We start from the raw sequence: 12,817 nt of genomic DNA, 5'->3' as shown, positions 1-12,817 counted from the left end.
CCCGAGCCCCGGGGAGCGCCCGGCCCCGCGTCCCGCGTGGTCGGAGCGGGCCGGGGGTGCGACGCTGGGGGGACAGCTGTCCGAGGGGGGCCAGAAGTCGACCGGGGAGCGCCGATGGGACGGGACGTCCCGGCGACGGTCTTCACCCGCGAGGACCGCCGCCGGTACCGCGGCAAGATGCAGGACTGTCTCGACGCGTTCGCGCAGATGCTGCGCGAGTCACGGTTCGAGTCTGGGCGTCCCCAGGTGGGGCTGGAGATCGAGCTGAACCTCGTCGACGACCGGGCGGAGCCGACGATGCGCAACGTCGACGTGCTGGAGGCGATCGCGGACCCCGCCTGGGCCACCGAACTGGGCCGGTTCAACCTGGAGACCAACATCCCGCCCCGGGCGCTGACGGCGGGCGGCCCCGACGCGTGGGAGTCCGAGATCCGGGCCGCGCTCAATCACGCGGACCGGCGTGCCAGGTCGGTCGGCGCGCACCTGATCATGGTCGGCATCCTGCCCACGCTGCGGCAGGAGGACGTGGGCCAGGCCGCGCTCTCGGAGAACCCGCGCTACCGGTTGCTCAACGACCAGGTCTTCGCGGCCCGGGGCGAGGATCTGCACATCGAGGTGGACGGCGTCGACCGGCTGCGCACGTACGCGGACACGATCACCCCGGAGGCCGCCTGCACCAGCACCCAGTTCCATCTCCAGGTCTCACCGGAGGAGTTCGCCGGCTACTGGAACGCGGCGCAGGCGGTCGCGGGGGTCCAGGTCGCGCTCGCGGCGAACTCGCCGTTCCTGTTCGGCAGGGAACTGTGGCACGAGACCCGGGTCCCGCTGTTCGAGCAGGCCACCGACACCCGCCCGCAGGAGATCAAGGTGCAGGGGGTGCGGCCGCGGGTCTGGTTCGGGGAGCGGTGGATCAACAGCGTCTTCGACCTCTTCGAGGAGAACCTCCGCTACTTCCCGGCGCTGCTGCCGCTCTGCGACGAACAGGACCCCGCCGAGACGCTGGACCGCGGCGACATCCCCGAACTGGCCGAACTGACCCTGCACAACGGCACCATCTACCGCTGGAACCGCCCGGTCTACGCCGTCGCCCAGGACAAGCCGCACCTGCGGGTGGAGAACCGTGTGCTGCCCGCGGGCCCGACCGTCGCCGACACCCTCGCCAACGGGGCGTTCTACTACGGGATCACCCGGGCCCTGGTCGAGGAGGACCGGCCGGTGTGGTCGCGGATGTCCTTCTCGGCCGCCGAGGACAACCTCCACACGGCGGCACGGCACGGTATCGAAGCCCGGCTGTACTGGCCGGGGACGGGCGAGGTCCCGGTGCCCGAACTCGTCCTGCGGCGACTGCTGCCGATGGCCCACGAGGGACTGGAACTCTCCGGGATGGACGAGGCCTGGCGGGAGCCGCTGCTCGGCATCATCGAGCAGCGGTGCGTGACCGGCCGCAACGGTGCCGTGTGGCAGAAGGAGATGTTCCATCGCCTCGACGCCACCGGCCGCGCCGGCCGTCATGAGTCGCTGCGCCGGATGACGCAGTTGTACATCGACTACATGCACCTCAACGCTCCGGCGCACACCTGGCCGGTGGACTGACCCGGGCGCCCGGCGCGGGGCCGTGGGCCAGTCGGCTGCTCAGGCCCCCTCCCGAAGGCTCGCCTCCCTCGCCCGGTCCACCTCGGACATGTGCTCCTCGGCCCAGGTCCGGACCGCGGCGAGCACACTCTCCAGGGACAGGCCGAGCGGCGTGAGCCGGTAGTGCACGCCCGGCGGGACGGACGGCTCGACCCGGCGCGCGACCAGACCGTCGCACGCCAGGTTGCGCAGAGTGACCGACAGCATCTTCTGCGAGACCCCCGGCATCCGGCGTTGCAGCTCGCCGAAGCGCACCTCGCCGGGGTGCTCCCGCGCCAGCACCTTGACCGCCATCGACGTCCACTTCGTCCCGATACGGTCGAGGAGGGCGCGGGTGGGGCACTGCGGGTCGAACAGGTCGCCGCGCCCGGGGGCGGGGGCGGGGACGTCCGTGGCCTGGGAGGTCACCTGGAACTCACCACCTGAGGGAGAAGTGCGGTCTTGGCCGGTCCAGGTTAGTTCCCTACGGTTCCCTTGTCACCATTGGTTACTCAAGGGAGCACACATGGGTGCGACGGACACGACGAACACGATCAACCCTGCGGACACGACGGATGCGACGGATGCGACGGATGCGACGAGCATCTTCGACGCCTCACGCACCGGCCCCGACGTCACAGGCGCCGCCGTCGACGCCACGGGCACCGCCGTCGACGTCGAGGTGCGCCGGGTCGCGGTGGGCGGTGTCGAGTTGAACGTGGCCCTCGCCGGGCGGGGGCCGGCCGTCCTGCTGCTGCACGGCTTCCCGCACACCTGGCGGCTGTGGACCGACGTCCTCGCCGAACTCGCCGGCCGGTACCGGGTCATCGCCCCGGACCTCCGCGGCTTCGGGGACAGCGACCGGCCGGCGGACGGATACGACGCGGGCACTCTGGCGGCCGACGCCGAGAGCCTGCTGACGGCCCTCGGCGTGACCTCGGCGGCGGTGGTGGGCATCGACGCCGGCACACCGCCCGCCTTCCTGCTGGCCATGCGCCGGCCCGGCCTGGTGCGGCGACTGGTGCTGATGGAGTCGTTGCTGGGAAGCCTGCCCGGTGCCGGGGACTTCCTGGCCGGCGGTCCGCCCTGGTGGTTCGGCTTCCATGGTGAAGCGGGGTTCGCGGAGCGCGTCCTTTCCGGGAACGAGGCGCCGTACGTGGAGTGGTTCCTCGATCGCGGCACGCTCGGGCGCGGCGTGCGGAAGGACGTCCGTGAGGCGATCGTCGCCGCCTACGCGAGGCCGGGGGCACTGCGCGGGGCGCTCGGCCCCTACCGGGCGCTGCCGGAGAGCGACCGGCAGATCCGCGCGGCCGTGGCCGCGGCCCGGCTGACGGTGCCCGCCCTCACGATCGGCGCCCACCCGGTGGGCCGCGCGCTAGAACACCAGCTGCGACCCCACGCCGACCGGCTGACCGGGCACGTCCTGGAGGACTGCGGCCACATCATCCCGCTCGACCGTCCCGCCGCCCTGCTGGAGCTGCTGCTGCCCTTCCTCCCCGCCGACCGCTGAGCGCGCCGCCCCGGCCGGCCGCGCCCCTCGTCAGCCGGTGCCGGGGCCGCCGGATGCCGGCGCGGTGATCCGCTTCTCGAACCAGTGGTGGGCGTACGGCTCGTCGTCGAAGGCGGCCACCTCCTCGAAGCCGCAGGAGTGGTACAGCGACCGCGCGGCGATCAGCGCCTTGTTGGTGTCCAGGCGGAGCAGGTCGCATCCGTGCCGGGCGGCCCGCGCCTCCAGCTCGGCCAGGAAGCGGCGGCCGAGGCCGAGCCCGCGGGCCTGCGGGGCGACCCACATGCGTTTGGTCTCCGCCGGGGCGCCGGGCGGCAGTTTCAGGCCCGCGCAGCCGACGGGTTCGCCGTGCAGCCGGGCGACGAGGAACAGGCCCCGGGGCGGCAGGAGTTCGCCCGCGTCGGGCAGCAGGCTCCGCGCCGGGTCGAAGCCGGTGTCGAAGCGCTCCTGCAACCCGGTGAAGTAGGACCGCAGGCAGTACTGGGCGTCGGGGTGGTCGGGGGCGACCGTGTCCAGCGCGACGGTCGCCGCGGTCAGCAGCCGCTCGACCTCGGCCATCGCGGCGACCAGTCGGGCGCGCTGGGTGTCGTTGAGCGGGGCGAGGAGCGAGCCGGCCAGGTCGTCGCTGCGGGCGTCGAGCAGGGCGCGCTCGGCCCGGCCCGCGCCGGTGAGCCGGACGGTGCGCACCCGCCGGTCGCGGGGCGGCGGCTCCACGGTCACCAGCCCGTCGGCCTCCAGGGAGCGCAGGTGCCGGCTGACGTAACCGGAGTCGAGCCCCAGGCGCTCGCGCAGCCGTCGTACGTCCTGGCCCTGCTCGCCGATCTCCCAGAGCAGTCTGGCCTCGCCGACCGGGCGGTCGCGCCCCAGGTAGTGGTCGTGGAGCACGCCCACGCGTCCGGTCACCGTGCGGTTGAAGCGCCGCACCCGCTCGATCTGTCCCGCGTCCATCCTCTGACTCTGGTCAGCGGATGGACGCGGGACCGGTGGAGCGGGTCCCGTCACTCGCCCGGAGCGAGGGTGCGCGCGACGACACCGGCCGCCTCGGCGACGAGGGCGTTGTCCACCGCCGCGTCCTTCGCGGACTTCGAGGTGAGGACCGTCAGCACGACGGGGGTGCCGCGGGTCGTCCAGGCGACGCCGATGTCGTTGGCGGACGCGTAGTCCCCGGTGCCCGTCTTGTCGGCGACGACCCAGCCCTCCGGCAGCCCCTTGCGGAAGCGTTCGGCGCTGGTGGTGTTGCCCTTCAGCCAGGTGATGAGCTGTTCACGGTCACCGCCGGTCAGCGCCCGTCCCAGGGTCAGCCGCTCCAGGCTCGCCGCGAGGGCCCCGGGCGTGGTCGTGTCGCGCGGGTCGCCCGGAACCGCGGTGTTCAGATCGGTCTCCCAGCGGTCGAGGCGGCTCACCCGGTCGTCGAGGGAGCGGAAGAAGCGGGTGAGGCCGGCCGGTCCGCCCAGCTCGCGCAGCAGCAGGTTGCCCGCCGCGTTGTCGCTGTACTGGATCGCCGCCGCGCACAGCTCGCCCACGGTCATGCCGCTGCCGACGTGCTGCTCGGTGATCGGGGAGTTCGGCAGGATGTCCGTCGGGGGGTAGTGCACGACCTTGTCCAGCGGCGCGCAGCGGTCGTGGTCGCGCAGGACGGCCGCGGCGGCGAAGACCTTGAACGTCGAGCACATCGCGAACCGCTCCCCCGCCCGGTAGGAGAGGGTCTGCCCGGTGCGGGCGTTGCGGGCCTGGACGCCGAGCCGGGCACCGTACCTTCGTTCGAGTACGCGCAGTTCGTCCGCGACGTGACGCGATCCGACCGCCGCCCCGGCCGGTGCGGCCTTCGCCGACGCGGGCGTCCCGGCGGCCGCCTTCGCCGGGGCGGCCGTCACGGCGGGGGCGAGCACGGCCGTGGAGAGGGCAAGGCCGGCCTTGAACAGGCCGCGCCGCCGCAGGGGGCTGTCACTGGTCATGTGCAGAGATCTCCCGTTCGTCCGTTTCGCTGTCCGTCGCCGGCCGCCGGGCCGCCGGGGCCGCCGGAGCCGCCGGAGCCGCCGACAGGGAACAGCGAATCAGCGGGAGGGCACTCATGTCCAAGAGTGAACATTGATGGTCACATTACTTATTGATATGAAAGGGCCATGGACCTGCTCGCACACCTGGAGGCCTACGTCGCGACCGTCGACGAGGCGAGCTTCTCCCGTGCCGCCGACCGGCTCGGGATCGCCCAGCCCCTCCTCAGCCGTCGCATCAAGACGCTGGAGGAGCACTTCGGCGGTCTCCTGTTCGACCGTTCGCGGCGCCAGGTGGCAACCACGGAGTTCGGGTTCCTGCTGCTGCCGTACGCCCAGGACGTGCTGGAGCGGACCGAGCGGCTGCGGCGGGCCGCGCGCTCGGCCCGGCAGTCGGCCGTGCGCATGGTGGGGATGCCCGCCGACTGCGGGCCCGCGGCCCTGGCGCGCGTGATCCGTGCGGGCGCCGAGCACGGCGTGACGCTCGGGGTGCAGGAACTGCCGCCGGAGCGGCGGGAGGCGGGTCTGGCCGACGGATCACTGGCGTACGCACTGGTACGGGTGGCCCCGGAGAACGCCCCGCTGCGGGTGCCGCTCGGTGTGGGCAGCGCGCCCGCGCCGGAACCACGGGAAGCGTCGGAGGTACGAGACCCGGCAGCTGCACCGGAACCACGGGAAACGCCGGAGGCACGGGACCCGGCGGCTGCACCGGAACCAGGGGAAACGCCGGAGGCACGGGACCCGGCAGCTGCACCGGCCGGAGCGCCGGACGTCCGCGCGTCCGGTGCCCGGCCCGCGCCCGGTGCCCGCCCGGTCCACCTGGAGGACCTGCGGCCCCGCCGGGGGCGCGGCGCCGCACTCCCGCGGGCCGCCCTCCCGCTGCTCACCGTGGCGGAGGACCAGGTTCCGTTCGCGGCGGACCGGCTCGGCCGCGCCGTGGCACGGGCCGGACTGCCGGAAGGCCTGCTGCGCCCGGCGGGGCCGATGGCGACCGCGCTCGCGGAGACGCTGGCCGGGCGGGTGCGGCTGCTGTGCACCGAACCGTTCGCGCGGCTGCACGGCGTCGCCTGGGCGCCACTGCACGACGCCTCGCTGCACCGGGGGTACGCCCCGCGCGCGAGCGAGGGGCAGGCGGCGCGGCCGGTGCCCCGCTGGCTGGTGACCGTACTGGCCTCCGGGACCGGTGCCGCGGCGCCCGGACCGGCGGCGGCGCGGTCCGCGGGCGGGGACGGCGACAAGGACGCGGTGGCGCGGCTGGCGGCGCACGGGTGAGCGCGGGCCCGGCGTACCGTCCGGCGCACTTCGTCGGTGACGGTGCGCTCCTCGATGTCGCCGAGGCGATCGCGGCGGACTGGGCGGCGCTCGGGATGCGCGGCTCCTTCCTCGCCCGTGACCTCGGCACGGGCGCGCAGCTCGGCTTCGACGCCCGGACGCCCGTGCCGCTCGCCTCGGTGGTCAAGGTTCCGCTCGCCCTGGTGGTGCTGGACCGGATCGCGGCCGGTGACCTCGACGCCGACCGGCCGGTGACGGTCGACCCGGCCACCAGCAGCGTCGGGCCCACAGGGCTGTCGGCGTTCCGGCACCCGGCCACCGTGGCCGTCGGCGACCTGCTGGGCCTGATGCTGTCGGTCAGCGACAACGCCGCCGCGGACGCGCTCTTCGGCCTGGTCCCGGCGGCGGACGTCGACGCCCGGCTCCATGCCTGGGACTGCGGCGACCTGCGGGTGCGGCACCGGATGAACCGGATGTACGAGTGCGCCGCCGGAGCGGCCGGGAACGACTTCTCCCTCGCCCTGGAGCTGGCCGTCCGGGACGAGCGCTCGGGCCGGCACACCCTGGAGATGCTGGATCCCGCGCGCGCCAACGCCGGGAGCGCCACGGCGCTCGTCGACCTGCTGCACCGCGTGTGGCAGGACGAGATCTCCCGGCCCGCGGCGACCGCGGAGCTGCGCCGGCTGATGGGGGCGCAGCTCTTCACCCAGCGGCTCGCGAGCGAGCTGCGCGCCGACGCGCTGCGGGTGAGCGGCAAGACCGGCACGTTCTTGCACCTGCGGCACGAGATCGGTGTGGTGGAGGCCGACTCCGGGCACCGGGTGGCGATAGCCGCCCTCACCCGCTCCGACCGGCGGGCCGGACTGGCCCCGGACATCGACCTCGCCATCGGGACCGCCGCACGCGACGCGTTCGAGGCCCTGCGGCACTGAGAGCGGTGGTGCGGCACTGAGAGCGGCGCCGGCGCGATGGGAGCGAGCGGGCCGGCGCGATGGGAGCGAGCGGGTCAGCTTCGATCAAAGACTCGCTTTGAGGTTCTCAAAGTACAAGTGTTAACGTTCCTGTCATGAAGACAGCAGCCGCGCACCGCGCCGACGCCTCCCCGGGCGTCCGCCGCGCCGTCACGGGCGTACCGCTCGTGGCGCGCCTGCACGTCGATCTCTGCCGCTGCATGTCCGCGGCCTGTCGCGCCTGAGCGCGAACTTCCCGATGCGGCGGCGCCGTTGACACTTCTTCACGGTCGCTGCTTCCTGTACGTACGTCCCCGCTCGTCCCGCCCCGCGCGTTCCTACTGGAGTGTGTCCGTGTCCGCGAACACCGCTGAACCCAAGCCCGCGAAGTCCGGCTTCCGGATACCCGTCCCCTTCTGGGCCCAGGTGCTGCTCGGCCTCGCCGTCGGCCTGGTACTCGGCTTCGTCGCCCGTACCTACGACGTGTCCTGGCTCGCCACCACCCTCGACAAGGTGGGCGGCATCTTCATCCAGCTGCTGAAGCTGGCCGTGGCCCCGCTGGTCTTCTTCGCGATCATGGTGTCCATCACCAACCTGCGCAAGGTCAACAACGCGGCCCGGCTGGCCGGCCGCACCCTGCTCTGGTTCATGATCACCTCGCTGATCGCGGTGGTGATCGGCCTCGTGATCGGCCTGGTCTCCAACCCCGGCTCCGGCTCGGACCTCACCGCGGCCGACGGCGCCAAGCCCGACCACGCGGGCAGCTGGCTCGACTTCCTGACCGGGATCATCCCGACCGACGTCGTCACCCCGTTCACCGAGCTGAACGTCCTGCAGATCGTCTTCATGGCGGTCGTCGCCGGTGTCGCGGTCCTGAAGATCGGCCCGAAGGCCCAGCCGATCCTCACCCTGTCCGAGTCCATCCTCGAACTGCTGCAGAAGGCCCTGTGGTGGGTGATCCTGCTCGCCCCGATCGGCTCCGCGGGCCTCATCGGCCGCGCCATCGTGCAGTACGGCTGGAACCTGCTCGGCAACTACGCCACCTTCACCGTGGACATCTACGTCGGCTGCGCCCTGGTCCTGTTCGGCGTGTACCCGCTGCTGCTCGCCACCGTGGCCAAGCTCAACCCGCTGCAGTTCTTCAAGGGCGCCTGGCCGGCGATCCAGCTGGCGTTCGTCTCCCGCTCCTCGGTCGGCACCATGCCGGTCACCCAGCAGTCGGCGATCCGCCTCGGCGTCCCCAAGGACTACGCCTCCTTCGCCGTGCCGTTCGGTGCGACGACCAAGATGGACGGCTGCGCGGCGATCTACCCGGCCATCTCCGCGATCTTCGTGGCGCAGATCTTCGACGTGCACATGGGGGTCAAGGAGTACCTGCTCATCGCCTTCGTCTCGGTGATCGGCTCGGCGGCCACCGCCGGTCTGACCGGTGCGACGGTCATGCTGACGCTCACCCTGTCCACCCTCGGCCTGCCGATGGAGGGCGTGGGCCTGCTGCTCGCGATCGACCCGATCCTGGACATGATGCGCACCGCGACCAACGTGGCGGGCCAGGCACTCATCCCGGTCCTCGTCGCCGCCCGCGAGAAGATCCTCGACCACACCAAGTACGACAACGCGACGGCCTCCCCGGTCGACGAGGTGGAGAGCGTCTACAGCGAGCCGCAGCAGCCCGCGCCGGTGGCCGGCTGACGCCCCGCCCCCGCCCCGCCGCCCGCCCCGGGCACCCGTCGCCTCGGCCCCGCCGGATCCTTCCGGCGGGGCCGACGTCTTTCGGCGGGGCTGAGGTTCTTCGGCGGGGCTCAGGTCTTTTCCGGCGGGGCTGAGCCTTTCCGGCCGGGCCCGACCTCTTTCCAGCCGGGCCGAGGCCTTTCGCGTCCGGCAGAGCCCTGCGCCTGCGGGCCCGCCCGCGGCAGGCACGCCTCAGCGGGCCTCCGCCCCGGCGGCTTCCTGCCGTCCCCACGGCTCCATGACGCCGACGAGGCGGTGCAGGCAGCGCAGCGCGAGGGCGGCGGGTGAGTCGGGACCCTGCGTGCCGGCCTCGGTGCCCGCCCAGGTCTCCAGCGCGATACGGATCGCGTCGGTGGCGGCGGCCGCCGCCAGCCGCACCTCGAGTGACCTGGCGTCCTGCCCCACGAGCCGGGCGAGCACCGGGACGAGCCGCTCCTCGGACTCCTGGTTGACGCGGTACCAGACCGCCCGCAGCGCCGGATCGTCCGCCGCGGCGCGCAGCAGCCCGCGGGTACGCAGCAGCGCCCGCACCGCTTCGTCGTCCGGTGTGGCGAGAGCCTGGGAGACCGCGTTCTCCAGTGCCTGCGGCAGGGGGGTGCCGGGCTCGGCGGCCTCCAGCAGGGACCGCCAGCGGTCGGCGCCGTCGGCGAGCAGCGGACTCACGGCGTCCTGCTTGGAGCGGAAGTACCGGTAGAAGGTGCGCAGCGCGACCCCCGCCCGCCGGGCGATCTCCTCGGCCGTCGTGCCGTCGGGGCCCCTCGTGGCGAAGAGTTCGGCCGCCGCATGGGCGATGTCGAGCTGGGTGGCGGCCTTGCGGCGCTCGGTCAGGGTCGCGGACGGCTTCGTGCTCACCCGCCGAAGCCTACGCCTCCGAAGCGATGTCCGGCACGGTACGACGATGTGGCAAAACGTGTCACCGAGGCGTACCGTGACGGCATCGGGAGCGCCGGGCGCGAGAAGACCGGCGCCGCATGGCCCCGTCGGCGACCGCCGGGGCCGGGTTGGAGACACGCACATGAACCGCTATGAAGGCCGTCGCGCACTGATCACCGGCGGCGGCTCGGGCATCGGCCAGGCCACCGTGCTGCGCATCCTGTCGGAGGGCGGCACCGTCGTGGCCGCCGACGTCAGCGAGCGGGGTCTGCGCGACACCGTCGCGAAGGCCGGTGCCGCCGCGGACCGGCTCACCACGCTCGTGGTCGACATCGCCGACGAGACCTCGGTACGCGAGGGGGTCGCCTCGGCCCTCACCGCACTCGGCGGCTTGGACGTCCTGGTCAACGCGGCCGGGATCCTGCGCTCCTCGCACACCCACGAGACGAGTCTGGAGGCCTTCACCCGCGTCCTCCAGGTCAACCTGGTCGGCACCTTCCTGGTGATCCGCGAGTGCATACCGGCGCTGCTGGAAGGGCGGGACGCGGCGGTCGTCAACTTCAGCTCGACCTCCGCGATGTTCGCGCACCCGTACATGGCGGCGTACGCGGCGAGCAAGGGCGGCATCCAGTCCATGACGCACGCGCTGGCCGCCGAGTACGCGGGGCGCGGCATCCGGTTCACGGCCGTGCAGCCGGGTTCCATCTCCTCCGGCATGACGGACGGCAGCGGCGCCAGCGGGCAGAGCGCGGGCCCGGGGCTGCCCGAGGACGCCGACATGAGCCTGTTCGTGAAGCTCGCCCCGGCGCTCGGCCAGGGCTTCGCGGGCCCCGAGACGGTGGCGTCCGTGGTCGCCATGCTCGGCAGCGAGGACGGCCGGTTCATCACCGGCACCGAGGTCCGCATCGACGGCGGCACCCACTTCTGACGGGCCGCCGGCCGTCCGCGCGGGCGCCCGCCCGCCAGGATCACACCCCAAGGAGCACATCATGCACGACCTCACCGGCAAGACCGTCGTCGTCACCGGCGCGGCCCGCGGCCTGGGCGCCGAGGCGGCACGTCAGGCGGTCGCCGCCGGCGCCCGCGTGGTCATCACCGACGTACTTCAGAGCGAGGGCGAGGCCACCGCCGCCGAACTCGGCCCGCACGCCCGCTTCCTGCGGCACGACGTCACCTCGGAGCAGGACTGGCGCGCGGTCGCCGACTTCGCCGTGGCGGAGTTCGGCGCACTGCACGGGCTCGTCAACAACGCCGGCATCTCGACCGGCCGGCTGCTGGAGTCCGAGTCGGTCGAGCACTTCCGCCGGGTGCTCGACGTCAACCTCACCGGCGTCTTCATCGGCATGCGGAGCGTGATCCCCGCGATGAAGGAGTGCGGCGGCGGTTCCATCGTCAACGTCTCCTCGGCGGCGGGCCTGATGGGGCTCGCCCTGACCGCCGGCTACGGCGCCTCCAAGTGGGGTGTGCGGGGGCTGACGAAGATCGGCGCGGTGGAACTGGGCACCGCCCGGATCCGGGTCAACTCGGTGCACCCCGGGATGACGTACACCCCGATGACCGCGTCCGTCGGCATCGAGCGCGGCGAGGGCAAGTACCCGAACACCCCCATGGGCCGGGTCGGTGAGCCGCACGAGATCGCGAGCGCCGTCGTGTACCTGCTCTCGGACGCCGCGTCGTACGTCACGGGCGCCGAACTCGCCGTGGACGGCGGCTGGACCACCGGGCCGACGGTGAAGTACGTCATGGGCCAGTGAGCGCGCACCGGACCGGCCCGCACCGACCGGTCCCCCCGCTGCGCGGAACAGCGGACGCGGGCACGGGCCGCCCGTAGGGTGAACCGTCACTTGTGTCCGCTCCGAGGGGAACTGATGGTGCGCAATACAAGGATCGTCCGCTACGCCGCCGCCTGCGCGTCGGCCCTGATGCTCTGCGCCGGACTCGCCCCGGCGGCCTTCGCCGACGGCGGGCCGGCCGGCCCGAACCCCGTCGCGGCCGGGCTCGACGCCTACTGGACCCCGGCCAGGATGGCGGCGGCCCTGCCCGGCGACACCGCCAAGGGCGACGGGGCCGGTCCGGCCGCCTCCGCCGCCCCGCCCGCGGTGGACGGGCCCCGCCCCGGCGAGTACATCCCGCCCAGCAGAAGCTTCACCGGCATACCGCAGGCGGGCACCTTCTTCTGGACCGACGCCGGCGGCACCGGACGCACCTGCAGCGGCTCCGTGGTGCGCAGCCCCGGCCGCTCGCTCGTGCTCAGCGCCGGGCACTGCCTGAAGGGTTACGCGGGCACGTCGCCGAAGCGGCACCTGGCCTTCGTGCCGCAGTACCACGACGGGCTGAAGCCGTTCGGTGTCTTCCCGGTCCGCGTCGGCGGGGTCTACGTCCCGCAGCAGTACTACGACCTGGGCTCCCGTGCCGGGGCCGAGTACGACGTGGCCCTCGCCGTCACCGAGCCGAACCAGGACGGGACCCCGCTCCAGGACGCGGTCGGCGCGGTCGAGCTGCTCACCGGGACCGGGTACGTCCACGCGCCCGTACGGATGATCGGCTACCCGGCGGGCGCCGCCGAGCCGCTGGAGTGCTGGAGCTGGACCACGCCATGGGCCAGTGACGACCCGGCGGAGCCCGGGACGTTCCCGCGCATCGCCTGCGACGCCTTCGTCGGCGGGACGAGCGGCGGGCCGATGCTGGTGCCCTGGTTCGGCGGCTGGGCGGTGGTCGGGGTGATCGGCGGCTACCACACCGGCGGCAACACCTCGCAGGTCTCCTACAGCGCCTACTTCGGCACCGCCGTGAGCACGCTCTACCGGGCCGCGATCACCGGCGCCCCGCCGGCCGGCCCGGCGTCCTGAGCCGCTCCCGCGCCCGGGAGGCCGTCAGCC

At 73.4% G+C, this 12,817-nt stretch carries 13 protein-coding genes; 9 read left to right on the top strand and 4 right to left on the bottom strand.

Annotated features, from left to right (window positions below):
* Window positions 1-114 precede the first annotated feature (114 nt).
* The gene (locus tag ACFC02_RS24490; RefSeq protein ID WP_376361126.1) at window positions 115-1,593 is read left to right on the top strand and encodes a glutamate-cysteine ligase family protein; all 1,479 of its coding nucleotides are present in this window, start codon (window positions 115-117) and stop codon (window positions 1,591-1,593) included.
* 39 nt (window positions 1,594-1,632) lie between these two features.
* On the opposite strand, the gene ACFC02_RS24485 is transcribed toward ACFC02_RS24490, so the two are convergent.
* Window positions 1,633-2,040, bottom strand: coding sequence for a winged helix-turn-helix transcriptional regulator (locus tag ACFC02_RS24485; RefSeq protein ID WP_376361123.1), 408 nt, complete (start codon window positions 2,038-2,040; stop codon window positions 1,633-1,635).
* 97 nt (window positions 2,041-2,137) lie between these two features.
* On the opposite strand from ACFC02_RS24485, the gene ACFC02_RS24480 reads away from it, so the two are divergent.
* Complete coding sequence (locus tag ACFC02_RS24480) at window positions 2,138-3,121, top strand: alpha/beta fold hydrolase (protein WP_376361120.1); 984 nt, start codon at window positions 2,138-2,140, stop codon at window positions 3,119-3,121.
* Between the two features lie 30 nt (window positions 3,122-3,151).
* Here the strand turns inward: ACFC02_RS24480 and ACFC02_RS24475 are convergent, their stop codons facing one another.
* Together ACFC02_RS24475 and bla are read right to left on the bottom strand one after the other, a co-directional pair.
* Window positions 3,152-4,066: a GNAT family N-acetyltransferase gene (locus ACFC02_RS24475; RefSeq protein WP_376361117.1), complete on the bottom strand. Its 915-nt coding sequence runs from the start codon at window positions 4,064-4,066 to the stop codon at window positions 3,152-3,154.
* A 50-nt stretch (window positions 4,067-4,116) separates the two neighbouring features.
* Entirely contained in the window at window positions 4,117-5,073 is a 957-nt protein-coding gene (bla, locus tag ACFC02_RS24470) for a class A beta-lactamase (protein WP_376361114.1), read from the bottom strand.
* Window positions 5,074-5,241: 168 nt separating this feature from the next.
* Here bla and ACFC02_RS24465 point away from each other — a divergent pair, with 168 nt between their 5' ends.
* The 4 genes from ACFC02_RS24465 to ACFC02_RS24450 all read left to right on the top strand — a co-directional run bounded on the left by ACFC02_RS24465 (window position 5,242) and on the right by ACFC02_RS24450 (window position 9,026).
* On the top strand, window positions 5,242-6,384 hold the full coding sequence (locus tag ACFC02_RS24465) for a LysR family transcriptional regulator (protein WP_376361111.1): 1,143 nt from the start codon (window positions 5,242-5,244) through the stop codon (window positions 6,382-6,384).
* A complete protein-coding gene (locus tag ACFC02_RS24460; protein WP_376361108.1) occupies window positions 6,381-7,316 on the top strand; it encodes a serine hydrolase in 936 nt (311 codons plus the stop codon). The genes ACFC02_RS24465 and ACFC02_RS24460 overlap by 4 nt, the downstream gene beginning before the upstream one ends.
* Window positions 7,317-7,450: 134 nt before the next feature.
* Complete coding sequence (locus tag ACFC02_RS24455; RefSeq protein WP_360961219.1) at window positions 7,451-7,579, top strand: hypothetical protein; 129 nt, start codon at window positions 7,451-7,453, stop codon at window positions 7,577-7,579.
* 109 nt (window positions 7,580-7,688) lie between these two features.
* Window positions 7,689-9,026 (top strand): dicarboxylate/amino acid:cation symporter, encoded by a 1,338-nt coding sequence (locus ACFC02_RS24450; RefSeq protein WP_376361103.1) that lies wholly within the window; start codon window positions 7,689-7,691, stop codon window positions 9,024-9,026.
* A 231-nt stretch (window positions 9,027-9,257) separates the two neighbouring features.
* Here the strand turns inward: ACFC02_RS24450 and ACFC02_RS24445 are convergent, their stop codons facing one another.
* Window positions 9,258-9,917, bottom strand: a complete 660-nt coding sequence (locus ACFC02_RS24445; RefSeq protein WP_376361100.1) for a TetR/AcrR family transcriptional regulator — start codon at window positions 9,915-9,917, stop codon at window positions 9,258-9,260.
* 163 nt (window positions 9,918-10,080) lie between these two features.
* Here ACFC02_RS24445 and ACFC02_RS24440 point away from each other — a divergent pair, with 163 nt between their 5' ends.
* From ACFC02_RS24440 to ACFC02_RS24430, 3 genes are all read left to right on the top strand, one after another.
* Complete coding sequence (locus ACFC02_RS24440; protein ID WP_376361097.1) at window positions 10,081-10,866, top strand: SDR family NAD(P)-dependent oxidoreductase; 786 nt, start codon at window positions 10,081-10,083, stop codon at window positions 10,864-10,866.
* 61 nt (window positions 10,867-10,927) lie between these two features.
* Window positions 10,928-11,692, top strand: a complete 765-nt coding sequence (locus ACFC02_RS24435; protein ID WP_376361094.1) for a glucose 1-dehydrogenase — start codon at window positions 10,928-10,930, stop codon at window positions 11,690-11,692.
* A gap of 114 nt (window positions 11,693-11,806) precedes the next feature.
* A complete protein-coding gene (locus tag ACFC02_RS24430) occupies window positions 11,807-12,787 on the top strand; it encodes a trypsin-like serine peptidase (protein WP_376361091.1) in 981 nt (326 codons plus the stop codon).
* Window positions 12,788-12,817: the final 30 nt, after the last annotated feature.

Source organism: Streptomyces sp. NPDC056160 (assembly GCF_042268205.1).
Classification (GTDB): domain Bacteria; phylum Actinomycetota; class Actinomycetes; order Streptomycetales; family Streptomycetaceae; genus Streptomyces.
Note: the sequence above shows the minus strand (reverse complement) of the source record. Positions and strands in the feature narration are given on the sequence as shown.

Coding starts and splice junctions, on each gene's coding strand:
- ACFC02_RS24490 (WP_376361126.1), top strand. CDS start 115: ATGGGACGGGACGTCCCGGCGACGGTCTTCACCCGCGAGGACCGCCGC.
- ACFC02_RS24480 (WP_376361120.1), top strand. CDS start 2,138: ATGGGTGCGACGGACACGACGAACACGATCAACCCTGCGGACACGACG.
- ACFC02_RS24475 (WP_376361117.1), bottom strand. CDS start 4,066: ATGGACGCGGGACAGATCGAGCGGGTGCGGCGCTTCAACCGCACGGTG.
- bla (WP_376361114.1), bottom strand. CDS start 5,073: ATGACCAGTGACAGCCCCCTGCGGCGGCGCGGCCTGTTCAAGGCCGGC.
- ACFC02_RS24465 (WP_376361111.1), top strand. CDS start 5,242: ATGGACCTGCTCGCACACCTGGAGGCCTACGTCGCGACCGTCGACGAG.
- ACFC02_RS24455 (WP_360961219.1), top strand. CDS start 7,451: ATGAAGACAGCAGCCGCGCACCGCGCCGACGCCTCCCCGGGCGTCCGC.
- ACFC02_RS24440 (WP_376361097.1), top strand. CDS start 10,081: ATGAACCGCTATGAAGGCCGTCGCGCACTGATCACCGGCGGCGGCTCG.
- ACFC02_RS24435 (WP_376361094.1), top strand. CDS start 10,928: ATGCACGACCTCACCGGCAAGACCGTCGTCGTCACCGGCGCGGCCCGC.
- ACFC02_RS24430 (WP_376361091.1), top strand. CDS start 11,807: ATGGTGCGCAATACAAGGATCGTCCGCTACGCCGCCGCCTGCGCGTCG.